Source organism: Corallococcus caeni, assembly GCF_036245865.1.
Lineage (GTDB): Bacteria > Myxococcota > Myxococcia > Myxococcales > Myxococcaceae > Corallococcus > Corallococcus caeni.
In genome coordinates, this window is the sequence record NZ_BTTW01000001.1 from 1,336,118 (window position 1) to 1,362,647 (window position 26,530).

The 26,530-nt window shown below is 69.9% G+C and carries 16 protein-coding genes; 5 read left to right on the forward strand and 11 right to left on the reverse strand.

The window, feature by feature from the left end:
• Window positions 1-50: 50 nt before the first annotated feature.
• The 4 genes from AABA78_RS05310 to AABA78_RS05325 form a co-directional block, all read right to left on the reverse strand.
• Entirely contained in the window at window positions 51-1,097 is a 1,047-nt protein-coding gene (locus AABA78_RS05310; protein WP_171416688.1) for an SPFH domain-containing protein, read from the reverse strand.
• A gap of 197 nt (window positions 1,098-1,294) precedes the next feature.
• Window positions 1,295-2,095 carry an ABC transporter permease subunit gene (locus AABA78_RS05315; protein ID WP_171416690.1) on the reverse strand — a complete coding sequence of 267 codons (801 nt, stop codon included), beginning with the start codon at window positions 2,093-2,095 and terminating at the stop codon, window positions 1,295-1,297.
• A gap of 2 nt (window positions 2,096-2,097) precedes the next feature.
• Entirely contained in the window at window positions 2,098-3,057 is a 960-nt protein-coding gene (locus AABA78_RS05320; RefSeq protein WP_338261924.1) for an ABC transporter ATP-binding protein, read from the reverse strand.
• The gene (locus AABA78_RS05325) at window positions 3,054-5,366 is read right to left on the reverse strand and encodes an ArnT family glycosyltransferase (protein WP_338261925.1); all 2,313 of its coding nucleotides are present in this window, start codon (window positions 5,364-5,366) and stop codon (window positions 3,054-3,056) included. Before AABA78_RS05325 ends, AABA78_RS05320 begins: the two co-directional genes overlap by 4 nt.
• Before the next feature lie 289 nt (window positions 5,367-5,655).
• Here AABA78_RS05325 and AABA78_RS05330 point away from each other — a divergent pair, with 289 nt between their 5' ends.
• Window positions 5,656-6,957, forward strand: a complete 1,302-nt coding sequence (locus AABA78_RS05330; RefSeq protein WP_338261926.1) for a hypothetical protein — start codon at window positions 5,656-5,658, stop codon at window positions 6,955-6,957.
• A gap of 7 nt (window positions 6,958-6,964) precedes the next feature.
• Window positions 6,965-7,822 carry a hypothetical protein gene (locus tag AABA78_RS05335; protein ID WP_338261927.1) on the forward strand — a complete coding sequence of 286 codons (858 nt, stop codon included), beginning with the start codon at window positions 6,965-6,967 and terminating at the stop codon, window positions 7,820-7,822.
• Between the two features lie 33 nt (window positions 7,823-7,855).
• On the opposite strand, the gene AABA78_RS05340 is transcribed toward AABA78_RS05335, so the two are convergent.
• Window positions 7,856-9,409: a rhomboid family intramembrane serine protease gene (locus AABA78_RS05340; RefSeq protein ID WP_370469439.1), complete on the reverse strand. Its 1,554-nt coding sequence runs from the start codon at window positions 9,407-9,409 to the stop codon at window positions 7,856-7,858.
• A gap of 108 nt (window positions 9,410-9,517) precedes the next feature.
• Here AABA78_RS05340 and AABA78_RS05345 point away from each other — a divergent pair, with 108 nt between their 5' ends.
• Together AABA78_RS05345 and AABA78_RS05350 are read left to right on the forward strand one after the other, a co-directional pair.
• On the forward strand, window positions 9,518-11,362 hold the full coding sequence (locus AABA78_RS05345; protein ID WP_338261929.1) for an FHA domain-containing protein: 1,845 nt from the start codon (window positions 9,518-9,520) through the stop codon (window positions 11,360-11,362).
• A gap of 44 nt (window positions 11,363-11,406) precedes the next feature.
• Window positions 11,407-12,000 (forward strand): response regulator, encoded by a 594-nt coding sequence (locus tag AABA78_RS05350; RefSeq protein ID WP_014398871.1) that lies wholly within the window; start codon window positions 11,407-11,409, stop codon window positions 11,998-12,000.
• Here AABA78_RS05350 and AABA78_RS05355 read toward each other — a convergent pair.
• The 3 genes from AABA78_RS05355 to AABA78_RS05365 are packed head-to-tail and all read right to left on the reverse strand — an operon-like array spanning window position 11,997 to window position 14,389.
• The gene (locus AABA78_RS05355) at window positions 11,997-12,761 is read right to left on the reverse strand and encodes an enoyl-CoA hydratase/isomerase family protein (RefSeq protein WP_171419074.1); all 765 of its coding nucleotides are present in this window, start codon (window positions 12,759-12,761) and stop codon (window positions 11,997-11,999) included. The two genes, AABA78_RS05350 and AABA78_RS05355, sit on opposite strands and share 4 nt — an antisense overlap.
• A gap of 39 nt (window positions 12,762-12,800) precedes the next feature.
• Window positions 12,801-13,013 carry an acetyl-CoA carboxylase biotin carboxyl carrier protein subunit gene (locus AABA78_RS05360; RefSeq protein ID WP_338261931.1) on the reverse strand — a complete coding sequence of 71 codons (213 nt, stop codon included), beginning with the start codon at window positions 13,011-13,013 and terminating at the stop codon, window positions 12,801-12,803.
• Between the two features lie 26 nt (window positions 13,014-13,039).
• On the reverse strand, window positions 13,040-14,389 hold the full coding sequence (locus AABA78_RS05365) for an acetyl-CoA carboxylase biotin carboxylase subunit (RefSeq protein WP_338261932.1): 1,350 nt from the start codon (window positions 14,387-14,389) through the stop codon (window positions 13,040-13,042).
• A 173-nt stretch (window positions 14,390-14,562) separates the two neighbouring features.
• On the opposite strand from AABA78_RS05365, the gene AABA78_RS05370 reads away from it, so the two are divergent.
• Window positions 14,563-14,907: a hypothetical protein gene (locus AABA78_RS05370; protein ID WP_338261933.1), complete on the forward strand. Its 345-nt coding sequence runs from the start codon at window positions 14,563-14,565 to the stop codon at window positions 14,905-14,907.
• A gap of 16 nt (window positions 14,908-14,923) precedes the next feature.
• On the opposite strand, the gene ftsZ is transcribed toward AABA78_RS05370, so the two are convergent.
• From ftsZ to ftsA, 3 genes are all read right to left on the reverse strand, one after another.
• The gene (gene ftsZ, locus AABA78_RS05375; protein ID WP_171419065.1) at window positions 14,924-16,159 is read right to left on the reverse strand and encodes a cell division protein FtsZ; all 1,236 of its coding nucleotides are present in this window, start codon (window positions 16,157-16,159) and stop codon (window positions 14,924-14,926) included.
• 339 nt (window positions 16,160-16,498) lie between these two features.
• Window positions 16,499-24,928, reverse strand: coding sequence for an adventurous gliding motility protein AgmC (agmC, locus tag AABA78_RS05380; RefSeq protein ID WP_338261934.1), 8,430 nt, complete (start codon window positions 24,926-24,928; stop codon window positions 16,499-16,501).
• A gap of 341 nt (window positions 24,929-25,269) precedes the next feature.
• Complete coding sequence (gene ftsA, locus AABA78_RS05385) at window positions 25,270-26,505, reverse strand: cell division protein FtsA (protein ID WP_014398878.1); 1,236 nt, start codon at window positions 26,503-26,505, stop codon at window positions 25,270-25,272.
• Window positions 26,506-26,530: the final 25 nt, after the last annotated feature.

The window sequence follows — 26,530 nt, forward strand, 5'->3', positions numbered from 1 at the left end:
TCCCACGCTCCGGGAGACAGGGCCCTCTGCACGTCACGACAGACGCGGGACTACAGCAGCTTCATCAACTCCGCGCGCTTGGCGTTGTACTCCTCGTCGGAGAGCACGCCCGCGTCCTTCAGCTCCTTGATCTCCTTGAGCCGCTGCGCCGGGCTGCGCGTGTCCGCCGGAGCGGCCGCCTGCGCGGGCTCCGCGGGGCGCTGCTGCTGCTGCTGGTTCTGCTGGTTGGCGAACATCTGCGCCATGCCGAACCCCATGCCCATGCCCATGCCCTGCATGGCGCCGTCGGAGCCGCCACCGCCCTTGGCCATGCCCTCGGACGCGCCGAGCATCGCCTGGCCTTGCGCGTACTGCTGGAAGCCGCCGGCCAGCCGCGAGTACGCGACGTCCTTGGACAGCTTCTTCAGGGTGATTTCGTCCTCGGGCTTGATGCTGACGACGAAGTTGCCCATGCGGACGATGGTGAGGCCGTAGGAGTCCACGTGCGGCTTGAGGCCAGCGAGGATCTCCTGCTCCATCTCCTCCACGTAGGCGCCGCTCGTCACGTCCAGCAGCGGCCACTTCTTCTTCACCAGCAGCTCGGCGGTGCGGTCGCGCGTCACCTTGAGCACCTGGCCCTTGAACCAGCCCAGGAACTCCTCGTTGGAGGCGCGGCCCATGCCGACCAGGCCCACCACGAGCTTCTCCGGCTCCGTCACGCGGATGGAGAAGTCGCCGTACACCATGGTGCCGATGCCCAGGCCCGTCTCCGGGTCGCGCACGTCACCGATGGGGCCGCCGAACTTCACGCCCGTGTGCTCGCGGTTGGAGACGAAGAAGATCTCCGCCATGAACATGTTGCCGCCGGTGAAGCCCTCCAGCAGGCGCGACAGGAACGGGATGTTGTTGGTGTCCAGCGTGTGGCGGCCGGGCCCCAGCTTCCCCTCCACCTTGCCGTCCTTGACGAACAGCGCCACCTCATCCGCGTCCACGGTGAGCTGCGTCTTCATCCGGACGTTCTTCTCCGGATACTTGTAGACGATCTCGCCCTTCGCGCTGTCCGCGCGGGCGATGAAGTTCCGCTGCGCCTCGCCCTTGATGCTGTCGAAGATCCCCATGTCTGTTTCAGCGCCTCCGTGGCCGCCTGGGCGGCAGGTCTTCAAAGCTTCGTAACCCCAACCCCTAAATGCGGGGCCGCCAGCGCGAAAGCGCCACCGCGCTTCCCCCGGCATCCTCCCCTGGAACATACCAGCTTCACGGGCGCCTGCCCGTCCGGCCGGCCCCCTGGCAGTCCACTGTCCCACCCGCCAGTGACTCAACCCCAGCGGCTGACCAGACGTTCCCGGTCCAGGAGCCGGATGCTGGCCCCCAAGAGGACGAGGTCCAGCACCAGCACGACGGCTCCCTGGATGGCGTAGTAGCCCAGGCCCGCCTTGAGCACGCCCGCCACCTGCCCGCCCACCAGGCCCACCAGCGGCAGCACCACCAGCGCGGACAACTGCTGCGCCATGCGCGCCTCGCTCACCCGGGCGGAGATGAGCACCGCGACGCCGTTGCCGAAGAAGGCGAACAGCGGCGCGAGCACGAACACGCCGAAGCCCCACAGCGCGTTGGGCATCAGCGGCGCGCCCACCAGCGGCCACGCCACCCAGTCCACGCCCACGCAGAACAGGGCGAAGGCGAACCAGGTCATCATCACCGCGGGCACCAGCGCGGCCAGGCTCTTGCCCGCCACCAGCTCCGCCGCGGACACGGGCGACGCGAGCAGCGGCTCCAGCGTGCGCCGCTCCTTCTCCCCCGCCACGCTCTGGGACGCGATGAGGATGGGGATGAAGACGGGCATCACCAGGAACATGCCGAACCAGTCGGTGAGCGACTTGTCGATGAGGAAGCGCGCCGCGCTCGCGCCCAGGGGCAGCGTGGGGTCGTAGAAGAGGGCCACCGTGCGCAGGTCGGAGTGGTCCGGCTGCCGCACGTACGTCCACACCACGCCGATGGGCACCGTCACCATCACCAGCGGCAGCACCGCCATGGACAGGAGCAGGCCCACGTTCTTGCGCAGGTCCAGCGAGTCCTTCCAGAACACCGCCAACGCGCGTCGCGGCCGGAAGGCCATGCTCACGTCTCCTCTTCCCGAAGCAGGTCCAGGTACACCTCTTCCAGCGGCCGCTGCGCGGGCACCACGCTGTGCACGCGCGCGCCCGCGCCCACCAGGCACGCCACCACGTCCGGCGCCTGCGCCTCGTCCGCCACCATCACCCGCAGGCGGCCGCCCTCCACCAGCACGTTGGGCGTGAACGGCAGCGCCGCCAGCGCGGGCAGGAAGCGTTCCGCGTCGCCCTCCACGCGCACGTCCAGCGCCTGCCCCGCGCGGCGCAACTCACGCACCGGGCCCAGCGCCAGCAGGCGGCGGCGCACGACGGCCACGCGCTCGCACAGCCGCTCCACCTCCGCCAGGTTGTGCGAGCACAGGACGATGGTGCGCCCCTCGGAGGCCAGCTCCGCCACCGCGTCGCGCACGGTGCGCGCGGACTCGGGGTCCAGGCCGCTGGTGGGCTCGTCCAGGAAGATGACGCGCGGGTCGTGCACCAGCGTGCGCACGATGGCCAGCTTCTGGCGCATGCCCTTGCTGAAGCCGCCGCACGGGTCGTCCTCGCGGCCGCCCAGCCCGAAGCGGTCGAGGTAGTGCTTCGCGCGGGGCCACGCGACGGACTCGTCCAGTTCGTGCAGCTTCATGAAGAAGCGCAGGTTCTCCCGGGCGGTGAGCCGGTCGTAGAGCCCGGGCTGTTCGGTGAGCAGGCCCACCACCTTGCGCAGCGACTCGCCGTCGCGCGTGACGGAGTGGCCCCACACCTCCGCGTCGCCGCCGGAGGGCTGGAGCAGCCCCGTCAGCATGCGCACCGTCGTCGTCTTGCCCGCGCCGTTGGGGCCCAGCAGGCCGAACACCTCACCGGGCCGCACGTCGAAGGTGAGGTCCTCCACGGCGGTGCGCTCGCCAAAGCGCTTCGCCAGCCCGCGCACGCGCAGGCCTCCCTCCCCGGGGGACTCCACGCGAACGGCGGGCAGGGGGCGGCTCACTCGATGGTCACCAGCACGAACTTGTTGTTGATGTCCCGGTCGATGAGGGTGACGGTCTTGTCGGAGCCCACCGCGGTCCTGAGCAGGTTCACGCGGTTGTGCTCCACCAGCGCCCACTCGCGGCCGGGCCGCGCCACGTACTGGCGCATGCGCGTGTTGGCGTCGCCCGCGCGGAACTGCTCCACCGTGTTGCGCGAGTAGAACGTCTCCCCGCGCCAGTTCATCATGTACGCGGCGATGGGCTCTCCCGCCTGGCGCTGGTTGTAGTAGCGCCAGAACAGGTCGCGCTGCGTCCAGTGGTGGGACAGGTCCACCCAGTGGCCCCAGTTGAACCAGAGCGCGAACGCCGCGGCCAGGCCCCAGAACGTGCTGAACAAGAGCACGCGCGAGCGCTGCAGCGCGGCCACCACCGCCAGCACACCGGCCACGCCGAAAGCGAAGCCCATGCCCACCTTCACGTTGATGGTGCCGGACAGGGCCTTGAACAGCGCGTCCGACGCGGGCGGGCCCTTGAAGCCGCGCACCGCCAGCGCCACGCCCACCATCGCCAGGCCGAAACCCACCACCTGGAGCACCGTGCGCCCCGGCGCCTCCTCCGGCCGCGACGACTGCCAGATGAGGAAGCCCGCGAGCGCCAGCAGCGCCACGCCCCACAGCCCCATGGCGGACACCTGCCCCTGCGTGGCCACCGCGGCCAGCGTGGCCCCGCCGGTGAGCAGCAGCCCCAGCGCGACGGCACGCCCGGCGGCCGGACGCTCCTGCTTCACCTTGGAGGAGAACGCGTCGAAGGCGAGGTACACGCCGAAGGCCAGCAGCACCAGCGTCACCAGGTCGCCCATCCACAGCGGGCGCGAGGAGAAGAACGCGATGGGCCGGGAGACCAGGTCCTGCGGGTAGGGCCGGTCGTAGTTGTAGACGAACAGGTCGGTGAAGTCCTTGGGGTTCTCCGCCAGGTCCTTGCCCACGAGGATGAAGAGCACCAGGCCGAAGATGAGGCTCACGGCGTGCTCGGAGATGCCGTCCTTCCACAGCCGGTCCACGAACAGCGCGATGAGGATGGCCAGGCCCGGCAGGATGGGGAAGACGTAGTGGTGGAACTTCGTGGCGCTGGAGGCCAGCAGGTAGAACGCGAACGCCACCCACAGCACGGCGATGAGCGCCAGGTGGTCCGCCTTGTCCCGCGAGCGCAGCTTCAGGCGCGACACGACCGCGAACGCGCCGGGCAGCAGCGCCACCCACGGGAAGATGGCGAAGCCGCCCTGCTCGATGAAGTAGGTGAACGACCCGCCCGGCGTGGTGGTGTGCACGCCCGCGGTGAGGCGGTTCAGGTGGTCATGGATGAAGAAGCGGTACCAGAACAGCTTGCCCTCGTCGTCCACGCCGTCGAAGAGGCACAGCGTCAGGTACCAGGGCACCGCCACCGCGAAGAAGACGAGGATGCCCGTGCCCAGCTTCATCCGGTACATCTGCGCCCACAGCACGGGCATGGGCCGCGTGCCCGCGCGGACCTGGGCGCGGTCCTCGCCGTTGAAGAGCCAGCGCAGGTGCGCCTCCAGGCTCTCGCGGCTCCACGGGATGACGGCGGCGGCCGCGTACAGCACCAGGATGACCGCGGGCAGGCCCACGCCCAAAAGGCCCTTGGCCAGCGTGGCCAGGCCCGCGAAGACGTAGAACGCGTACCACCAGCCGGCACGGTGCTTCGTGGTGTCGTCCAACTGCCCGATGAGCGCGCACGCCATGGCGCACACGAAGGTGGTGACGAAGGGCGTGTCGGTGACGGTCTGCCGGGTGAGCAGGAAGTACAGCGGCATGGTGGCCAGCACGAAGCCCGTGGCCAGGCCCGCGCGCATGCTCACCACCCTCGCCACCGCCAGCGACAAGAGCGCCACGGCGGTGATGCTCAAGAGGGCGAAGGGCATCCGCATGCCCCACTCCGTGTAGAGGCCCATGGCGCCGTCGCCCCTGAGCGCGCCGACGATGTTCATCCCCAGCGCCTGCATCCACATGGTGAGCGGCGGCTTGGAGAAGAACCACGCGTTCTCCCAGAAGGGATAGACGTAGTCGCTGCGCTGGATCATCTGCCGGCCCACTTCGCCGTAGTGCGTCTCCCAGGGGTCCCACAGTCCCACGGCGCCCAGGTAGGGCACGAAGAGCAGCGCCGCGAAGCCCGCGGTCGCCAGGACCACGCGGGTGCTGAAGGACAGGGCCAGCCATCGCCTCGCCCATGAAGACGTCAGGGTGTCGTCACCCAGGATGGCCTGGGCGAAGGTGGATTCCCCCTGCGAGTTCTTTTCGCCGTCGCTTGCCACGCGCGCGTGCTCCTTCGTCGTCCGGGACGGGCCCACCGTGCACCACATGGGGCCGGGGGGCTTATATCCCCACCACCTTCGCCGGTCGACCGACCTGGAAGGGGGTGCGTCGTTCTCGCGCCAGCGCGCGCTTCCGCGTGCACAGGTGCTGTGCAGGCGCCTGCACAGTCGCACGGGCAAGTCCGCGGAAGCCCGTCCTCCTGCCAGGGGCACGGGCCTTGTAGAGGCACCCCATCACGAAGCCTGACCGCGTGGCCGGAGCGCGGAAGGCCGCTCATGAGGAGCAGTGATGCTGGTTTCAGCGGTGACCCTGGGATGTGCCCTCCTGCTCGGGCAGGTGGAGGCGCAGGAGGTGGCGGAGCCCGAGGCTCCGGCAGAAGCGCCGGTGGACGCGACGCAGGCCACGACGCCGGAGCCGCCCGTGGCGCCGGAGCCGTGGGACTTCCAGATGGCCGTTCCGAACGCGTCGTCTCCCCAGCAACCCTTTGACGGGCAGGTGCGGTGCCTCACCCTGCCACCCACGCCCGCCGTGCCTTCCGGTCAGTGGCGCGCCCGCTGCGACGAGGCGAAGAAGGAGTGCCTGGTGTCGCCCGCGAATGAGCTGGACGCGGAGGGCCACGAGAATGATCAACCCCTGCAGCGGGTGGACTGGTGCGTGTCGCACTTGATGCCCACGGAGACAGCGCGCCAGTACCGCATGGTGCCCGCCATCGCGGAGGCGCCGCCGGGCTGGTACCGCGACGAGCGCGGACGGGTGCTCCAGTACAACTTCGACCTGCACCGGCGCGTCTACCTGGGCGGAGCGTGGGCGCCGCGTTGGCTGCGCGGGACGGACGGCGTGGACGAGCGCGTGCGGGTGGACTTCGGCGTGGACCTGGAGTGGCCCGGCGATTCGGACCGGCTGCACCGGATGACGCTGCTGGACACGGAGCTGTACCTGGGAGACGCGGCATCCTACGAGGCCACGCTCCTGCGCTACGACTTCCGCAGCCAGCACGACGCGCCCCTCTTCCGGGTGACGACCTTCTACGGCCGCCCCCGGCGCTTCGACGTCTACGCCAACCTGGGCTTCTGGATGGAGGTGCTCCACGGGGAGCAGGTGCGCCGCGAGGACGTGCACGCGGACTTCCTCTCCCTGGCCGCGACCGACCTGACGCTGGACCTGTGGCATTCGAGCGACCTCGTGTCCTACGTGCGCGTGCGGGCAGGGCCCGCCGTGGAGCGCGACCGGACGAACGGCTTCTTCACGCTCGTCCCCGCGGCGGCGCTGGAGGGGGACCTCACGCTGGACCGGGACGGCTTCCACCACGTGCGCTTCGGCGCGGAGGCCCAGAAGGTGCTGCTCGCGGAGCACGTGGACGGCCGGCCCCTGCGTCCGGAGCGGCTGCGACTGCGCGCGGGCTACGAGGTCATCCTGCTGGCCATCAACGACCAGCCCGTGAGCCTGACGCTGGACGGACGCGGGACGTGGCGCGACGACGTGGCGAACGCGCCCGCGGGTTGGGAATGGTCCGCGCAGGCGGGCCTGCGCTTCTCGCTGTGGGCTCCGGCGAGAAGGTCCGCGCCGACGTCGTCCCCCGGGAAGGGCTAGGCACGGCATGGTGGCGCTCGCGCTGGCATTGCTCCTGGGCACCGTGCCCGGCCTGTCGTGTGAGGGCCGGACGGCGGCCGGGGAGACGTTCCCCACCTGCTTCGACCCCGGCACCGGCTGGGTGCTGGGCACCGCGCTGCGCGTGCAGGACGACACGCAGGCCCTCGCCGTGCGCACGGGGTTCCTGGTGCGCGCGGACCGTTCGAGCGGCAGCAAGGCGGACTCGCTGTGGTTCGACTCGCACCGGCTGCTCATGACGGAGGCCTGGGGCGGCGAGCAGCCTGGGCTGACCTTCACCGCCTACGAGGGCCTGCTGCGCAGACACGTGGAGGAAGGCGCCATCCTCGTCTCCATCGGGCGGCCCCGGCGCATCCCCTTCCCGTTCGACGTGGCGCTCGCCGCGCGCGCGGCGCACCTGGAGCGGCGCACCTGGGAGGGCGCGGGCTGGACGTTGGAGACGGGCCGCGTGGGGCTGCTGTTGGATCCGCTTCGCACGAACACCGAATGGGGCTGGCTGGCCGTGGGCCCCGCCGCGAGTCATGCCCTGCGCCATGCGCCGGACGGCACCCGGAACGAGGTGTCCCCCTTCACGTCCCTGCTGCTCGACGCGGGCTGGGAGACGCGGGATGGACGGTGGGCGTTGCGCGCGACGGGGCTCGCGGGCTGGAGCTTCGAATTCGACGGGGGCGCGCACTTCCGGGCGCGCGGCGAGGTCGCGCTGGAGCACGTGCTCCTCGCGGTCAACGACGCGCCGGTGTTCGTACGGCTCGCCGCCACGGGCGTGAAGAACGACGCGGGGCTCTTCCGGCGTGACGAAGGGCTGCTGGGCGTGGGGCTCGCGGTGCGCCCGTTCGGCCAGCGCTGAAGCGGCGCTCCCTCGCGCTGCTCCAGCGTCCGGCTATGGCCCCGACGGTTCGAGCGCGGCCTTCAAGGCGCCCTCGGCCGCGCGCAGCCGCGCATCCCGTGGGTCCACGCGGCGGGCCTCCTCCAGCCGCAGCAGGGCCCCGGCGGTGTCCCCCCGCGCCAGCGCGCAGCGCACGCCCGCCTCCAGCGCGCCCGTGTCGGACGGCCCGTACACCCGCGCCTCCGCCGCCGCGTGACAGCCCTCCTCCACCTGCCCGGACTCGAAGTACGCGCGGGCCAGCTCCACGCGGGTGTCCACCTGCGTCGGCGCCAGCCGCACCGCCGACGCCAGGGGCTCCACCGCGTCCGCCGCCAGCCCCCACCTGCGCAGCGAATGCCCCAGCTCGCGCAGCGGCCCCGCGACCCCTGGCACCAGCAGCGCCCGGGCGCGGGCGATCCGCAGGCTCGCGGGCTCCTCGAAGCGCACGTCCGCCGTCATCCGCTCCACCACCCGCGCATAGGCCGGATAGGCCTGCGGCCAGGTGAAGACGAGCCGGTACACCCACTCCCCGCGTGGCACGAACCACGCCACCAGGTGCGTCCGCCGGCCCGCCCCGTCCAGCTCCGCGCGGATCCGCTGCGCGGGCCGTCCGCCCAGCGACGCGGGCTCCACGGCGCCCACCGACACCGTGCGCCCCTCGGGCCCCGCCCTGCCGGGCACCAGCGATTCGTCCAGGAAGTGCCGGGCCTGCGCGGAGCCGTCCCCCGGCTCACCCGCCTCGATGGCCTCCGCCGTGAGCGTGGCCCGCCCCAGGCCCGTCAGGCCGTTGGAGAAGGCACGCCGGCCCTGGCCATCCTCCTCGCGGCGCCACCCGTCCGGCAGCGCCACCGCCACCCCGAAGCCGTCGTCGCGCTCCACCCGCCACCCCGACCGCTCCGTCACCACCACCGCCGCGCCCAGCACCGCGAGCCCCACCAGCGACACCGCCCGCGACAGCCCCGGCCCCCACGCCCGCGACCGCGGGAGGACCCCCATGAGCAGCCCCGCCATCAGCCCCCCCAGGTGCCCGGCGTTGTCCACGCCCACGCTCGTCCACCCGAGCCACAGGAAGACGAGCACCGTGGGCAGCGCGTTCTCCCCGGAGAACCACCGGAAGCGCGCCCCCGGGCCGTTCCGGGCGCGCCGCCCCAGCACCAGCAGCGCCCCCACGCAGCCGAACACCCACCCGGACGCGCCCACGCTCACCGCAGGCGACCACCAGAGCGAGCCCGTCATCGTCGCCAGCCCCGACACGACCAGCAGTGCGACGTAGTCCCACCACCGGCACGCCCGCTCCACCGCCGTGCCCACCCCCGCGAACACCAGCAGGTTGAGGCCCAGGTGCAGCGCGTCCCGGTGCAGGAGGTTGGCGGACAGCAGGCGCCAGCCCTGCCCCGCGTCCGTCACCAGGGGGCCCGACTTGGCTCCCCAGCGGAGCAGCGCGTCCACCCCGGGCGGCCCGCCGGACGCCAGCGTTGCGTACAGAATGGCCTGCGCCGCGATCAGCGCTATCGTGAGCCCCGGTAGCCTGCGCTCCCCACCCTTTCCGGCCAATCGACCGATGGACAACAGTGCCCCCCTGACCCTGGGATGGGCGAAAAACCCTGTTGTTCTCGGGGGATACATGGCTTGTCTCGGCAAAGGGCATTCTGCTATAGCTGTACTCGGACCGGACCCGTGCTGAAGCTCATCATCGAAGACGACGAGGGGCGCAAGACCGTTGTTCCCTTCGTGCGCGACGAAATCACCATTGGCCGTCAGGAGGGCAACACGATCCGCCTGACCGAGCGGAACGTGTCACGTCGACACGCCCGGCTGGTGCGCCTCAATGGACACGTCGTGCTCGAAGACCTGGGGAGCTACAACGGCACCCGGATCAACGGTGAACGCGTCGCAGGCCAGCTCCCTCTCAAGGAGGGCGACCTCATCCAGATCGGCGACTACGATCTGGCCTTGCAGGTCGAGGGCGCGGCCAACGCGGCCGCCCCCACTGGCGCCATCACCGCCAAGGTGCCCGCCTCCCGCCGGCCAGAGCCGGAGGAGGAGGACGACCGCGGCGGCCCCGCCCCCCGCGACACCATGGTGGACGGCGAGGACGAGGCGGAGGACCCCGACGAGGAGGACGGCGACGAGCCGGGCCACACGCCGGTGTCCGCGGAGGCGCGCCGCAACGCCACGTCCATCATCCGCATGGACCAGATGGAGGCGGACCGGCCCCGGCGCGTGGAGCGCGTGCCGGAGGACGAGCAGCCCCGGCTGCTGGTGCTCGCCCCCGCCGAGTTCAAGGGCCAGGAGTACGACTGCAACCGCACGGAGCTGCGGATCGGCCGCACGTCGGAGAACGACGTGGCGCTGGACCACCGCTCGCTGTCCCGCACGCACGCGAAGATCGTGCGCGAGGAGACCGGCGAGTGGCGCGTCATCGACATGCAGTCGGCCAACGGGCTGACGGTCAACGGTGAGAGCTACGCCCAGGCGACGCTCGCCCACGGCGACGTCATCGAGATGGGCCACGTGAAGCTGCGCTTCGTGGGGCCGGGCTCGCTGGCGGACGACATCGCCGCGCAGGAGCGCGGCGGGTCCAAGAAGATGTGGGTGGCAGCGGTCATCGCGTTCCTGTCCATCGGCGCGGGCGCGGCGCTCTTCGTGGTGAAGGGCCAGGACCTGCTGCCCAAGCCGCCGGACGCACCTCCGCCCGTGGTGGCCGCGGATCCGCAGCCGCCCACGGAGACGCCGCCCACGACAAAGCCTCCGGAGACCGTGGCCGCGAATCCGCCCGCGACGCCGGAGAAGGCACCGGAGCCTCCCGCCGTCGACACGAAGGTGCTGGAAGACGACTTCAACACCGCGCTCGCGGCCGCGGAGTTCGACAAGGCCCGCACGGCGCTGACCTCGCTGCAGCAGGCGAAGGGCTACCCGGCCAGCAAGACGACGAGTCTCCAGAAGCGGCTGGACTCCGAGGACAAGGCCAGGCAGCAACTCGACACGGCAGAGGCGGCGCTCCAGAACACCCAGGCCACCGAGGCAGCCACCGCCCTCAAGGGCTTCTCTTCGAAGATCGACTCCTTCAACAGCCGCTACGAGACGCTGAAGAAGCAGGTCGACGAGGCCCAGCGCGCGGCGGCAGTGGAAGCGCCGGGCAAGACGGTCCAGGCCAAGTCCGAGTACATGAAGGGCAAGACGGCCGCCGACGTCGAGCGGGACAAGGTCGAGATCCAGAAAGAGGTAAACCGCCTCAACAAGGAATCCGCCACGCGCGGCGCGCTGGAAATCGCCGAGGACTGCGCGCGGATCGCTCCGAAGGTCCCCGAATGTCACCTGATGCTGGGAGTGCTCTACGCGAAGCTCGGTGACACGGCCAAGAGTGAGCAGCACTACGAGAAGTTCCTCACGCTCTGCCCGCCGGATCATAAGCACCGGGCCCGCGTGGTGGAGATCTTGAGCAACCGCAGCACGAAGGGTGATGGCACCGCGGCGGTGCCGCAAGCGCCCAATCCCCCCGCCTCGAGCAATGGCGAGTAGTCCCCCCCGCAGCACTTCCCTCAACCCTGCAGCGAGGAGACGCTGTGCAGATTCGCATCCTGGTAGTTGATGACGAGCAGGACAACTGCGACTACCTCAAGCTGGTGCTGACCCGTGAAGGCTACGAGGTCGTCACCACCACGGACCCCACGCAGACGGTGGACATCCTCCGGGGCTCCGACTTCCACCTCGTCATCCTCGACATGATGATGCCGCAGATGTCTGGCACCGAAGTGCTGGAGCTGATCCGCAAGTACGACACGGACATCGCGGTCATCGTCGCCACGGCCTACCCCACCGTGGACACGGCCGTCGCGTCGCTCAAGGCGCAGGCGTCCGACTACGTGAAGAAGCCCATGGAGCCGGAGCAGTTCACGGCCGCCGTGCGCAACGCGCTGCAGAAGAAGGGCCTGTCCCAGGACCCGGAAGCAGACCTGCACCGCGCTATCGGCCGCACCATCCGCGACGCGCGCAAGACGCAGGAGCTCACGCTCAAGCAGCTGGCCCGCCGCACGGGCCTGTCCGTGTCCCTGCTGTCCCAGATTGAACGCGCGGAGTCCTCGGCGTCCATCTCGTCCCTCTACAAGATCGCCTCCGCGCTCCAGCTGCGGATGGGCGAGCTGTTCGGCGACACCTAGCGGCCGTTGAACCGGGGCGCGCGCTTCTCCAGGAAGGCCGCGCGCCCCTCCTTCGCGTCCTCGCTGCCAAAGGCCTCGCCGCGCACCTGACGCAGGTGCGCGACGTCCTCCGGGGACAACCCGGAGCGCGCCAGCAGCCCGAACGCCTCCTTCATCCCCGACACCGCCTTCGGCGCCCCCGCGGCCAGCGTCGCGCACAGCGCCAGCGCGCGCGCTTCCGCGTCCTCGGGGCACTCGTCCAAGAGCCCCCACGCGAGCGCCTCCGCCGCCGGCAGCCGCCGCGCGGTGAGGAACAGCTGCTTGGCGCGCGAAAGCCCGACGAGCCGCACCGCCCGCGCCAGCCCCTCCGGCGAGTACACGATGCCCAGCCGGGCCGGAGGCATGAGGAAGAACGCGTCGCCCGCGCCCACGCGGAAGTCGCACGAGGCCGCCAGGTCGAAGCCCGCGCCCACCGCGCCGCCCTGCACCAGCGCCACCGACGGCGCAGGGTGCCGCTCCAGCTTCAGCAGGCACGCCACCAGCGGGTCATCCGGCAGCCGCCCGTCCGCGCCCGGGGGCCCCAGGTGCGTCAAATCATAGCCCGCGCAGAAGTGCCCGCCCTGGCCGCGCACCAGCAGCGCGCGCACGTGGCCGGCGGGCTCCAGCGCCGCGTCCAGCCGGGCCAGCAACGCGTCATTCAGCGCGTTGCGCCGCGACGGGTTGGAGACGGTGAGCACCCGGACACCGCCCTCGCGATCCTCCACCTCCAGCGTGGGCTCCATCCCTGGCGTCGCTCCCCGTCCCCTTCGTGAAGCCCGTGACTACCCGAGCACCACGAGGACGTCGCCCTCGTTGACCGCCTGCGCTTCCTTGCAGCGGATCTCCTTCACCGTGCCGCCCTCCTCGGCCTCCACGGGCATCTCCATCTTCATGGACTCGAGGATGACCAGCGTGGTGCCGGACTCCACCGTGTCGCCCACCTTCACTTCAATCTTCCACACCGTGCCCGTGATGTGCGCCGCAACGTCCGCCATGAACCGTCCCTCCTCGGGTGGGATACTTAAGGCTTCGCGTGAGAATCCAGGAAGTGCGTGTCCAGCTCACCGGCGCTGAAGGCAGGGTCCTTCAGGATGCGCAGGTGGAGCGGGATGTTCGTCTTGATGCCTTCGATGCGGAAGGACTCCAGCGCCTTCACCGCGCGGGCAATGGCCTCGTCGCGCGTGGCGCCGCTGATGATGAGCTTCGCAATCATGGGGTCGTAGTTCGGCGTCACCACGTCCCCTTCCGCGTAGCCAGAGTCCAGGCGCACGCCCTCGCCCGTGGGCGGCTGGAAGACCTTCAGCGGGCCGGGGGACGGGAAGTACTTCACCGGGTCCTCCGCGTAGATGCGGAACTCCAGCGCCGCGCCTTTGCGCTTCACGTCCTCCTGCTTCACCGTCAGCTTCTCACCGGAGGCGATGCGCAGCTGCCAGCCGATGAGGTCCAGCCCCGTGGTCAGCTCCGTCACCGGGTGCTCCACCTGGAGCCGGGCATTCATCTCGATGAAGTACACCTGCCCGTCCGAGTACAGGAACTCCACCGTGCCCGCGTTCGCGTAGCCGAACGTCTTCGCCGCCGTGACGGCCGCCGTGAAGAGCGTGTCCGCCAGCGCCGCGTTGCGTCCATTGGCGAACAGCACCGACGGGGCCTCCTCCACCACCTTCTGGTGCCGGCGCTGGATGGAGCACTCGCGCTCCAGGCCGTGGATGAGGTGGCCGTGGGTGTCGCCCAAAATCTGCACTTCGATGTGGCGGGGCGCCGGGAAGTAGCGCTCCAGGTACACGCCCTCGCGGCCGAAGGCGGCCTTCGCCCGGTCCGTGCACTGGCGGTAGACCTTCTCCAGCTCCGCGGGGTCCTTCGCCGCCGCCATGCCGATGCCGCCACCGCCGCTGGCGGCCTTGCACAGCACCGGGTAGCCGATGCGCTCCGCGGCCTCCAGGGCGCTCTGCACGTCCGGCAGGACGCCGTCGCTGCCCGGCACCACCGGCACGCCCGCGGCGGACACCAGCTTGCGCGCCTGGCTCTTGTCCTTCATCCGGGCCATGGCCTCCGGCGGCGGGCCCACGAAGACCAGGCCCGCGTCCGCGCACGCCTGCGCGAACTCGCCGTTCTCCGACAGGAAGCCGTACCCGGGGTGCACCGCCTGCGCGCCCGTCTTCTTCGCCGCCTCCAGGATGGCGGGGATGCTCAGGTAGCTGTCCTTCGCGGGCGCGGGGCCGATGCGCACGGCCTCGTCCGCCTCCTTCACGAAGGGGAGGTTCACGTCCGCGTCCGAGTACACCGCCACCGTCTTCACGCCCATGCCCCGGGCCACGGCCCCGATGCGACGCGCGATTTCACCCCGGTTGGCGATGAGCAGCTTCTGGAACATGGCAGGCACCCTGGCGTTGCGAAGGGCGGCCAAACTAACCCCCACCCCCTTGACTGACAAGCGTTCGGGCAGGTGCGCAACAGGTCCGTACAGTCCCGTAAATTTGCGGACTTGCGAACCCCTGGCGTACCTTGCCCGACGTGAAGCCTCCCTCGACAGGAACGCACAGCGTCGTGGACCTGCATGGTGCCCGCCGCGCCCGCCGTCTGGACTTGTACCGGAACCGGCTCAACCAGCGGCAGCAGGACACCCGCGCCAATCTGGTGACGCTCTACGAGGGCGGCACCCTCTTCACGCCCGACGGCACGAAGCAGGGCCGCTCGCTGCTCAAGGCCCTGCAGCTCCTGCAGCGGGCCGGCACCCGCCTGGAGGAGCTGTCCGGTGAGGGGCTGCTGCCCGCCCCCAGCGTGTCGGAGCGCATCGACGCGCTCTACGACGAGGTGGACGGACTGTTCACCAAGTGCGACCGCCTCACCGGCAGGGGCACGGCGAGCGTGGCCCGCCTCCCCCGCGGCTAGCGTCCCGGCTGCCTGATTACGGCAGCTCCGTCTGGCCCTGGCGGCGCAGGAACGTGGGGATGTCGAACTGATCCTCGTCCAGGGGCAGCGCCGCGTCCTTCACCACGGCCGTGCGCGCGCTCTGCATGGACGACTTGGGCGTCTCCACGGTGGACATGGTCGGACGCGGCGTGCTCTTCGCGGGCACCAGGCTGGCCACCTCCTCGCGCGGCGAGGACAGGGCCAGGGGCGGCGTGGAGGGACGGCCCACCAGCGGCACCTGGACCACCTGCGCCATGGGGCGCGCCTTGGGCGCGTCCCGGTGCACGAAGCCCGTGGCGATGATGGTGATCTTCACCTCGTCCTGGATCTGCTCGTCGATGAGCGACCCGAAGATGATCTCCGCCTCGCCGTCCGCCGCGTCGTGCACCAGCGTCAGCGCCTCGTTGACCTCCTGCAGGGTCATGTCGCGGCCGCCGGTGATGTTGATGAGCAGGCCCGTGGCGCCGTCGATGGAGACGTCCTCCAGCAGCGGGCTGGAGATGGCCTGCTGCATGGCGGTGATGGCGCGGCGGTCGCCGCAGGCGTGGCCCGTGCCCATGAGCGCCAGGCCCTTGTCGCTCATGATGGTCTTCACGTCCGCGAAGTCCACGTTGATGTAGCCGTGGTACTGGATGAGGTCGCTGATGCCCTGCACGGCGTTGAGCAGGACTTCATCCGCGCGCTTGAAGGTCTCCAAGAGCGGCATGGGCTCGTTGGAGAGCGACAGCAGGCGCTGGTTGGGGATGGTGATGAGCGTGTCCACCGCGGCCTTGAGCTCCACGATGCCCTGCTCGGCCTGCTTGCGGCGCTTGTTGCCTTCGAAGAGGAACGGCTTGGTGACGACGCCCACCGTGAGGCAGCCCAGGCTCTTGGCGATGTCCGCGATGATGGGCGCGGCGCCCGTGCCGGTGCCACCGCCCATGCCCGCGGTGACGAAGACCATGTCGGCGCCTTCCAGCACCGCGGCGATCTGATCGCGCGACTCCAGGGCGGCCTCGCGGCCCATCTCCGGGTTGGCGCCCGCGCCCAGGCCCTTGGTGAGCGCCTGGCCCAGCTGCAGCCGGGTGGGCGCCTTGCTCGCGGCGAGCGCCTGGACATCGGTGTTGGCGGCGATGAAGTCGACGCGGTCGAGCTTCGACAGAATCATCGTGTTGACCGCGTTGCAGCCCGCCCCGCCCGCGCCCACGACACGAATCTTCGCGGCCTGCTTGTTCTGCTCGAACTGGTCCATGTCGTCCTCGTGGCGGAAGCACCGCGGCGCCGTCCGCGGAAACACCCACCGTCGACAATCATCAGGAAGTCGGGCGCTTTGGCAAGTATTCCGCTACCAGCCTGTAGCGCCCTGCTGCGCGCCCGAGTCCTGACGCCCACTTACGCGTGTGGCATCAGCGGGCATGCGGACATCGCGCGCGTGCAAACACCCTCTTGACTCGCGTCCGGTGACTCGCCGTGGCCAGTCGTCCACGCCCTTCGCGCACGCATGACGTGACAGGACGGGGCTCGGATGACGAAAAGGCCCGGCTCCCTCGGGGGAACCGGGCCTTCCGTTTTTCATTCCTGCGAGCGCGAGCTACGGGGCGGGCTTCTCCACTTCCACCTTGCCCATCCGCGCGATGTTGAATTCCACGCGGCGGTTGTTCTCCCGGCCTGCGGCCGTCTTGTTGGTGTCCACGGGCTTCGTCTCACCGTAGCCCTCGGACTCCAGGCGCTCGCTCGCGATGCCCTCGTTGACGAGGAACGTCTTCACGCTGGCGGCGCGGCGCTTGGACAGGTCCAGGTTGGCGACGTCGCTGCCCTGGCTGTCCGTGTGGCCCTCGATGCGCAGCAGTTCCACCTGCGGGTTGGCGCGCAGCACGGCCGCCACCTGCTTCAGGATGGGGAACGAGCGCGGCAGGATGACGTCCTTGTTCGTGGCGAAGTAGACCTTCTCCAGGATGAGGATGCGCTCGCCCTCGACGAGCACCTTGACCTTGCCCTTGTCCGGGCAGCCGTCCTCGTCCTCCACGCCGTTGATGGTCTCCGGCTCCAGCGGGCACTTGTCCGCCGTGTCCGGGATGCCGTCCTTGTCGTTGTCCGGGTCGGGGCAGCCGTCCTCGTCCTGGAAGCCGTCCTTGTCCTCGGGCGCGTTGGGGCACTTGTCGTCCGGGTCCATCAGGCCGTCGCCGTCGGAGTCCACCGGCGCGGGCGGAGGCGGCGCGGGCTTCGTGTCCGGGCAGCCGTCGGCGTCCTCGAAGTCGTTCACCGTCTCCGGCTCGTTGGGGCACTTGTCCGCCGTGTCCACGATGCCGTCGCCGTCGTTGTCCGGGTCCGCGCAGCCGTCCTGGTCCTGGAAGCCGTCGAAGTCCTCGGGGCCCTCCGGGCACACCGGCCGGGGCTGCGCCGGGGCGCGCTCCGGGGTGCTGTAGCCCACGGACGCGAGCACGCGGAAGGTGGGCGTGCCGTAGCCGTGCGTGAGGCCCGGGCCCGCGCCCACCTGCGCGGACAGACCGGTGAGGCCGCGGTACTTCAGGGCCGCGAGCAGCTCCAGCGGACGCTCCTCCGCGTCCTGCTGCTTGAAGCCCATCGCGCCCACCAGCGAGGCCTGGACGGCCAGCGGCAGGTCACCGAGCGGCGCCTCCGCGCCCACCCCGTACGCCAGCGCGCTGCCGACGTTCAGGTTGCGCAGCTGCTCCGCCTTGCGGATGTCCACGCCCACGTTGGCGAGCACGCGGAAGCGCCGGCCGTACTCCGCCACCACGCGCGGGTTGACGGACACGCCCGACCCGCCGAGGAAGTCCGAGGCGCCGCCGGTGGGCAGCGACACGGGCACCACCACGGACAGGCCGTAGTTGTCACCGTCCAGGAGCCGCGCCTTCGGGATGAGGCGCAGGTCGCCGATGCCGCCCCCGCTCACCCCGTTGGCGAACGACGCGTCCACGCCCGGCGAGTTCTCCGAGCTCTGGAGCGTGATGGGCAGCACGACGCCGATCTCGAACCGGTCGTAGAGGCCGACGGCGCCCATCAGGTCGAAGCCCACCTGACTCTTCACCACGGAGGTGATGTACGTGTCCGAGCGGGGGTCGAAGAAGTTGAGCGGCTTGTCGGCGTAGTTGACCGACAGCCCCACGTTCCACCCCAGGTGCCGCTGCACCTTCGCGCCGTGCACCGCGAGAACATCCGCGACGCCCGGGCCCGGCTTGTACTGCTGCACGTCAATGGCCTGCGACACAGCCGTGGCCTGCGCGTGGGCGGAGGTGCCCGCGAACAGGGCCGTGACGAACACGGCCAGCGCCCCACCCGCGCGCGCCAGGAGGTTCCCGGCGCGGCGGAAGCGGCGGCCCACCAGGGGCAGCGCCAGCAGCATCAGCGCGAAGGGCGCCAGCGAACCGGAGCCGCCCGTGCTGCAGCCGTGGCCCACCACCAGGTAGTCATCGTTGGCGTCGAGCGGGTTGGAGCCGCCGTTCACCTCCGTGCCGTCGTCGATGCCGCCCTGGTCGGTGTCCTTCAGCGTCGGATCCGTCTCCGTGGCGTCACGGCGGCCGTCGTGGTTGGCGTCTTCCTCGCCGTCCTTCAGGCCGTCGCCGTCGGTGTCCGCCTTCTTCGGATCCGTCTTCGTCGTCGGGTCCGCGTCCGGCTTGAAGTTCGGGGACGACGTGTCGGTGCCCGGCGGCGCGGTCTCCACGGTGACACCCAGCTCCGTGCCATCGAGGATGCCGTCGTTGTCGCTGTCGGGGTCGAGCGCGTCGATGAGGCCGTCCCCGTCCGTGTCGGTCAGCCCGTCGATGCCGTCCGGCACGCCGTCGTCGTCGGAGTCGGAGTCGAACGGATCCGTCCCCTTCTCCAGCTCCGTGGCGTTGTCGATGCCGTCGCCGTCCGCGTCCTTGTCGTCCGCGGCGTTGTTCGGGTCCGTCTCCAGCACGTCCACGCGGCCGTTGTGGTTCTTGTCCTCGATGCCGTCGAGCACGCTGCCGCCGTCGGTGTCGGGGTTGAGCGGGTTCGTCTTGGTGTCGGGGTCCTGATCCGCGACGAACTTCGTCGGGTCGGTGTCCTCGCCCTGGGGCTGGGTGAGGCCCAGTTCCAGGCCGTCCGTCAGGCCGTCGCCGTCGGTGTCGCTGTTGTTCGGGTCGGTCTCCGTCGGGTCCTTGAGGCCGTCGTGGTTGGCGTCCTCGTTGCCGTCGAGCAGACCGTCGTCATCCGTGTCGTCGTCCAGCGGGTTCGTCTTCGTCGACGGGTCCTTGTCCGCCACGAACTTGGACGGGTCGGTGTCGTCGCCCTGGGGCTCGGTGAGACCCGTCTCCACGCCGTCGGTCAGGCCGTCGCCATCGGTGTCGATGTTCTTCGGGTCCGTCTCGTCGGCATCGACGATGCCGTCGTGGTCCTTGTCCTCGTTGCCATCGAGGATGCCGTCGTCATCCGAGTCGCTGTCGAGCGGATCCGTGCCGCCCACCTTGACCTCGACGCCGTCGGGGATGCCGTCGCCGTCGGAGTCCGGGTTGTTCGGATCGGTGCCCTGGGCGATCTCCTCGTCGTCCGTCAGGCCGTCGTTGTCCGTGTCCACCGTGCCCGCCGGGTTGACGGTGAAGGTGGTGGTCGCGGTCGAGCTGTTGGTGGTGCCGTTCGTGGACACCGCGGTCACGGTGTACGTGCCATTGGCCAGCGGGCCGGGCAGCGCCTGGCTCCAGTTGCCGCCCGTCACCGTGATGGGGCCGTAGTTGGTGCCCTGGAAGGTCACCGTCACGGTGGTCGCGTTCGCGGCCGTACCCGTCACCGTCACGTTGGGGTTGGTGAGGGTGGAGCCGTTGGCCGGCGTGGTGATGGCCACCGTCGGCGCGGCCGTGTTCACCGTGAAGGTGGAGGTCGCGGTCGGGCTGGTGTTGCCCACCGCGTCCACCGCCACCGCCGTCACCGTGTAGGAGCCGTTGGCCAGGGGGCCGGGCAGCGCCTGGCTCCAGTTGCCGGAGGCGTCCACCGGGATGGGACCATAGTTCGTGCCCTGGAACGTCACGGTCACGCTCGTCGCGCCACCCGAGGCCGTACCGGTCACCGTCACGTTGGCACCCACCGTGGACCCGTTGGCCGGCGTGGTGATGGCCACCACCGGCGCGGTCGTGTCCACCGTGAAGGTGGAGCTGTCGGGCGTGCTCTCGTTGCCCGCCGCGTCCGTGGACACCGCGGTCACGGTGTACGTGCCGTCCGCCAACGGGCCGGGCAGCGCCTGGCTCCAGTTGCCGGAAGCGTCGACCGGGATGGGGCCGTAGTCCGTGCCCTCGAAGGTGAGCGTCACGAAGGTGGCGCCCACGGAGGTGCCGGTGACCGTCACCGTGCTGGAGGCGACCGTCGTGCCGTCCGCCGGCGCGGTGATGTCGACTTCCGGCGACGTCAGGTCCACCGTGAAGGTGGTGTCGTCCGGCGTGCTCTCATTGCCCGCCGCGTCCGTGGCCACCGCGGTCACGGTGATGGGGCCCTCCGGCAGGGACACCGGCAGTTGGTAGGTCCAGTTGCCCGCGCCATCCACGGGGATGGGGCCGTAGTCGTTGCCGTTGTAGGTCAGCGTCACGGACGTCGCGCCCGTGGACGTCCCCGTCACCGTCACCGTGTCGGTGCCGACGACCGCACCGTCGGCCGGGGTGCTGATGGCGACGGTCGGCGGGGTCAGGTCCACCGTGAAGGTGGAGGTCGCGGTCGCGCTGGTGGTGCCCGCGCCGTTCACGGACACCGCGGTCACGGTGTACGTGGCCTCGGCCAGGGGGCCGGGCAGCGGGAAGCTCCAGTTACCGGAGCCGTCCACGTTGATGGGGCCGTAGCTGGCACCGTCGAAGGTGAGCGTCACGGAGGTCGCGTTGGTCGTCGTACCAGTGACGGTCACCGTGGCGGTGTTCACCGAGGTGTTGTTGGCCGGCGTGCTGATGGCGACCGTGGGGACCGTCAGGTCCACCGTGAAGGTGGAGGTCGCGGGCGTGCTCTCGTTGCCCGCCGCGTCCGTGGACACCGCGGTCACGGTGTGGCTGCCCTCGGGCAAGGTCACGGGCAGCTGGAAGCTCCAGTTGCCGGAGGCATCCACGGGGATGGGACCGTAGTCGGTGCCGTTGTAGGTCAGCGTCACGGACGTCGCGCCCGTGGACGTACCCGTCACCGTCACCGTGTCGGTGCCGATGACCGCACCGTCAGCCGGGCTGCTGATGGCCACCGTCGGCGCCGTCAGGTCCACGGTGAAGGTGGAGCTGTCGGGCGTGCTGGTGTTGCCCGCCGCGTCGGTGGCCGTCGCGGTCACGGTGTACGTGGCCTCGGCCAGGGGGCCGGGCAGCGCGTAGCTCCAGTTGCCGGAGCTGTCCACGTTGATGGGGCCGTAGCTGGCGCCGTCGAAGGTGAGCGTCACGAACGACGCGCCCGCGGACGTGCCCGTCACCGTCACGTTGGGGGTGTTGATGGTCGAGCCGTCCGCCGGGGTGCTGATGGCGACGGTCGGAGGCGTCTGGTCCACCGTGAAGGTGGAGGTCGCGGTCGTGCTGTTCGTGCCCGCGCTGTTCGTGGACACGGCGGTCACGGTGTACGTGCCGTCCGCCAGCGGGCCAGGCAGCGCGTAGTTCCAGTTGCCCGCACCGTTCACCGTGATGGGGCCGTAGTTCGTGCCCTGGAAGGTCAGGGTCACGGTCGTCGCGTTCGTGGACGAACCGGTCACCGTCACGTTCGGGGTGTTGACCGTCGAGCCGTTGGCCGGGGTGCTGATGGCCACCGTCGGCGCCGGCACGTTCACCGTGAAGGTGGAGGTGGCCGTGGTGCTGTTGGTCGTACCGTTCGTGGACACCGCGGTCACGGTGTACGTGCCGTTGGCCAGGTTGCCCGGCAGCGCGTAGGTCCAGTTGCCGCCAGTCACCGTGATGGGCCCGTAGTTCGTGCCCTGGAAGGTCAGCGTCACGGACGTGGCGTTTGCCGCCGTGCCCGTCACTGTCACGTTCGGGGTGTTGACCGTGGAGCCGTTGGCCGGCGTGGTGATGGCCACCGTCGGGCCCGCCACCGTGAAGGTGGAGGAGGCCTGGGTGCTCGTGGTCGTGCCGTTCGTCGACGTCGCGGTCACGGTGTACGTGCCGTTGGCCAGAGGGCCGGGCAGCGCCTGGCTCCAGTTGCCGCCGGTCACCGTGATGGGGCCGTAGTTCGTTCCCTGGAACGTCACCGTCACCGTGGTCGCGTTCGCGGCCGTACCGGTCACCGTCACGTTGGGGTTGGTCACCGTCGAGCCGTTAGCCGGCGCGGTGATGGCCACCGTCGGACCGGCCACCGTGAAGGTGGAGGTGGCCGTGGTGCTGTTGGTCGTGCCGTTCGTGGACACCGCATTGACCGTGTACGAGCCGTTGGCCAGCGGGCCCGGCACCGTGGCGGTCCAGTTGCCTCCGGTCACCGTGAAGGGGCCGTAGTTCGTCCCATTCAGCGTGAACGAGACGGACGTCGCGTTCGCGGCGGTGCCAGCGATGACCACGTTGGTGGGGTTCGTCACCGTCGAGCCGTTTGCCGGCGTGGTGATGGCCACCGTCGGGCCCGCCACCGTGAAGGTAGAGGAGGCCGTGGTGCTCGTGTTGCCACCGGCGTTACGGGAGACCGCGGTCACGGTGTACGTGCCGTTGGCCAGCGGACCGGGGAGCGCCTGGCTCCAGTTGCCGCCCGTCACCGTGATGGGGCCGTAGTTGGTGCCCTGGAACGTCACCGTCACCGTGGTCGCGTTCGCGGCCGTACCGGTCACCGTCACGTTCGGGTTCGTCACCGTCGAGCCGTTGGCCGGCGTGGTGATGGCCACCGTCGGACCGGCCACCGTGAAGGTGGAGGTCGCGGTGGTGCTGTTCGTGGTGCCGTTCGTGGACACCGCGTTCACCGTGTACGAGCCGTTGGCCAGCGGGCCCGGCACCGTGGCGGTCCAGTTACCTCCGGTCACCGTGAAGGGGCCGTAGTTCGTCCCATTCAGCGTGAACGAGACGGACGTTGCGTTCGCGGCCGTGCCAGCAATGACCACGTTGGTGGGGTTCGTCACCGTCGAGCCGTTCGCCGGCGTGGTGATGGCCACCGTCGGACCCGCCACCGTGAAGGTGGAGGTGGCCGTGGTGCTGTTGCTGGTGCCATTGGTGGACACCGCATTCACCGTGTACGAGCCGTTGGCCAGCGGGCCCGGCACCGTGGCGGTCCAGTTACCTCCGGTCACCGTGAAGGGGCCGTAGTTCGTCCCATTCAACGTGAACGAGACAGACGTCGCGTTCGCGGCCGTGCCAGCGATGACCACGTTGGTGGGGTTCGCCACCGTCGAGCCGTTGGCCGGCGTGGTGATGGCCACCGTCGGCGTCGGCGTGCCGCCTGGCACCGTGAAGTTGTTGGTGTTGCTCTGAAGCAGAGGGCTGCCACCAGAAAGAGTGACGGCGTAAACGGTGTGAGCGCCCGGGGTCAGGACGGGCGACGCAATGGTGAAGACACCGGATGCGTTCGACGTCGTCGAACCAATCAACGTGCCGTCCACATAGACGTTGACGGTCTGGTTGCCGCCATCCGGCGTCGTGCCGGTGATGGTGGGCGTGGTGTTCGCCGTCGTCGAACCGTTGGCCGGCGTGGTGATGGTCGGCGGCAGGTTGACGACGCCCGGGTTACCCGGGGCGGACCCGTACGTCACACCATCAATCGCGGCCGCGCTCGGCTGAACACCTGCCACACCGCCCGTAACGGACGTCAGGCACGAGAGGGTCGTGCCCTGAAGAAGGATGTTGCCACCACCCGCCCCACCACCCGTCCCATGCGGCGACGCGGTGAAGGTGCTGTTGCCGCCGTTACCGCCCCTCGCGGAGATGGTGCCCGTGCCACCACAGGATAGCGCCCCCGTGAACTTCAAGGAGATCGTGCCACCCGCGCCACCGCCACCCGCGGCGTCATTCTGGGAATTGGTGCCAGCCACACCGTCCGCCGTGATGTTGCCAGTCCCGGCCAGGGCAGCGCCGCGCACGAACACGATGCCGCCAGCATTGCCGCCCTTGCCGCTCACCCCGTCATTGCCATGACCCGCGCCACCGCCGCCGCCGAAGAGAAGCCGGGTCGAGGGAGAAAAGAGCATCTTGACGCCGCCCAACCCACCTACGGCGCGCGCGGGATCGGCATCCCCCGTCCAGGTCCGGCCGCCGATGCCACCCGAACCACCATTGCCACCACCACCGCCACCTGAGTTGTGGCAGACGCCGCCACCGCCAGCGTTGAGGATGTTGCCCCGCCCCGCGAAGAGGTGCCCCACCTCCGGAAAGTCACCGGGAACCTTGTAACGGAGGGGAACCAACCCCTCCCCCTTCATCGCCCCGCCCTCCCATTCCTGGTCGAGCTGGGTGCAGCTATCCCCTGATCCGTTGAACTTCTCGCCACCTCGGTAACCAGCTCCAGCTGCGGAAATGGTGCCGTTGTTCGTCACCGTTCCCGTCGCGAAGAACACCACGAGGCCACCCACGGTGTCCCGGGAGTCGACATCACTGGACCAAGCCCTCGCGCGGAGGCTGGCCCCAGCATTGATTGTCACGTTCGTGTACTCAGGAACCCGGATGACCTGCGCAGAGCTACGAAGGGCGATGTCATTGTCCGGAGTGCCTCCGGTGAAGTTCGACGTCAGCGCAGGGGCGAACGTCAGGGTGCCGCCGGCGACCACCGACACACGCGCGAAGTTCCAGTTGCCTACCGGAGTCGCCGCAGCGTTGAACTGCGCCTGCTCTCCAGTCACCACCGTCCCCGTAAAACCGGAGGACTGGTAGATCATGATCAGGTCGCCCACAGCGAAGCCGGCGCTGGAATCCACCGTGACAGTGGTGGCGCCTGCATTCGCGTTCGCCGTCAGCCGTGTATACGCGTTGATGACCCTGTTGGCCGTGTTGACCGTCAGCGCGCCGTTGTGGCCGTTACCATTGCCGAAGCTGTCCGGATCCGCGTAGGCGGGTGGCGCCGCGAACACGGCACACAGCAGGGCCAACAGCGCCGCGGCGGAGCCGCGTACTCCCAGTAGGGGCGTCAGCAACCGCGAAGTCTTTTGTGGAGTCATAGGTTCAGAGGCCCACCTGGAACTGCGGGATGTGTTCCGGGAGCCACAGGCCCCCTAGCAAGCCGAGCGCCATCCTCTGTCGAATTCCCGATCCGTCCAAATCCTGGAACTTGCACGGCCGGACGCTCGTGCTTAGGGCGGGCGTCCGAAAGCCGGATCCGGATTCTGGAATCTGGAAACCCACCGCGTCCCGGACTGACGCGTCAGCGTCCTCCCTGACGCGTCAAGGCGCGCGCCGGACCCAGCCACCCCAGAAACGCGAAAGGGCCCCCCGAAGGGAGCCCTGACTCAGCGCATCACCGGTTCCGGGAACCGGCCTAGAAGATCTCTTCCAGCCACTCGCGCATCCGGCCCTTCACCTTCTTGTAGACGTTGCCGTCCTCGCGGATGCGGAACATGCGGCGGTCCATGTGCTTGGCGCCGTAGACGACCAGGCCCACGCCCGTGGCGTACATGGGGCTCTTCACCACGTCCACCAGACCGCCAATGCCGCGCGGCATGCCCCGGCGCACCGGCAGGCCCAGCACCTCTTCCGCCAGCTCCGGCATGCCCGCGAGCAGCGTGCTGCCGCCCGTGATGACGATGCCCGACGCGAGCAGGTCCTCGTAGCCGCACTTCTGGATCTCCCGGTGCACCAGCTGGAAGATCTCCTCCACGCGCGGCTCCAGGATCTCCGAGAGAATCTGCCGGCCCAGGACGCGCGGCTGACGGCCGCCCACGCTGGGCACTTCAATCGTCTCGTCCTTGTTGATCATGGACGCGAGCGCGCAGCCGTACTTCTGCTTGATGCGCTCGGCCTCGTGCGCGGGGGTGCGCAGGCCGATGGCGATGTCGCTCGTCAGGTTGTTGCCGCCCAGGGCGATGACGGCCGTGTGGACGATGGAGCCACCGGAGAAGATGGCGATGTCCGTGGTGCCGCCGCCGATGTCGACGAGGCACACGCCCAGCTCCTTCTCGTCCTCGCTCAGCACCGCTTCGGCGGAGGCGAGCGGCTGGAGCACGATGTCGGAGACGTTCAGGCCCGTGCGGTTGGCGCACTTGACGATGTTCTGCGCGCTGGAGACGGCGCCCGTGACGATGTGCACCTTGGCCTCCAGGCGCACGCCGGCCATGCCCAGGGGCTCCTTGATGCCGCCCTGGTCGTCGATGATGAACTCCTGCGGCAGGACGTGGATGACCTCCCGGTCCAGCGGGATGGCCACCGCCTTCGCCGCGTCGATGACGCGCGCGATGTCCGCGTCGCGGACCTCCTTGTCCTTCACCGCGACGATGCCCTGGGAGTTGAAGCCCTTGATGTGGCCGCCGGCGATCCCCGTGTAGACGTGGGAGATCTCCGCCCCGGCCATCAGCTCGGCTTCCTCCACGGCGCGCCGGATGGACGACACCGTGGCCTCGATGTTGACCACGACGCCCTTGCGCAATCCCTTCGACGGATGCGTGCCGATACCGATGATGTCGATACCGCTATCGGTCAGCTCGCCGACGATGGCGCAGATCTTCGTCGTGCCGATGTCGAGGCCGACGATGATCTCCCCCGACTTCTGCTTCGCCATGACTCCTCCCAGGCTCCCTCACTTT

Excerpts from the sequence above, each read along its gene's own strand:
- AABA78_RS05310 (WP_171416688.1), bottom strand. The coding sequence starts at position 1,097 with ATGGGGATCTTCGACAGCATCAAGGGCGAGGCGCAGCGGAACTTCATC.
- AABA78_RS05315 (WP_171416690.1), bottom strand. The coding sequence starts at position 2,095 with ATGGCCTTCCGGCCGCGACGCGCGTTGGCGGTGTTCTGGAAGGACTCG.
- AABA78_RS05330 (WP_338261926.1), top strand. The coding sequence starts at position 5,656 with ATGCTGGTTTCAGCGGTGACCCTGGGATGTGCCCTCCTGCTCGGGCAG.
- AABA78_RS05335 (WP_338261927.1), top strand. The coding sequence starts at position 6,965 with ATGGTGGCGCTCGCGCTGGCATTGCTCCTGGGCACCGTGCCCGGCCTG.
- AABA78_RS05355 (WP_171419074.1), bottom strand. The coding sequence starts at position 12,761 with ATGGAGCCCACGCTGGAGGTGGAGGATCGCGAGGGCGGTGTCCGGGTG.
- AABA78_RS05360 (WP_338261931.1), bottom strand. The coding sequence starts at position 13,013 with ATGGCGGACGTTGCGGCGCACATCACGGGCACGGTGTGGAAGATTGAA.
- AABA78_RS05365 (WP_338261932.1), bottom strand. The coding sequence starts at position 14,389 with ATGTTCCAGAAGCTGCTCATCGCCAACCGGGGTGAAATCGCGCGTCGC.
- ftsZ (WP_171419065.1), bottom strand. The coding sequence starts at position 16,159 with ATGGACCAGTTCGAGCAGAACAAGCAGGCCGCGAAGATTCGTGTCGTG.
- ftsA (WP_014398878.1), bottom strand. The coding sequence starts at position 26,505 with ATGGCGAAGCAGAAGTCGGGGGAGATCATCGTCGGCCTCGACATCGGC.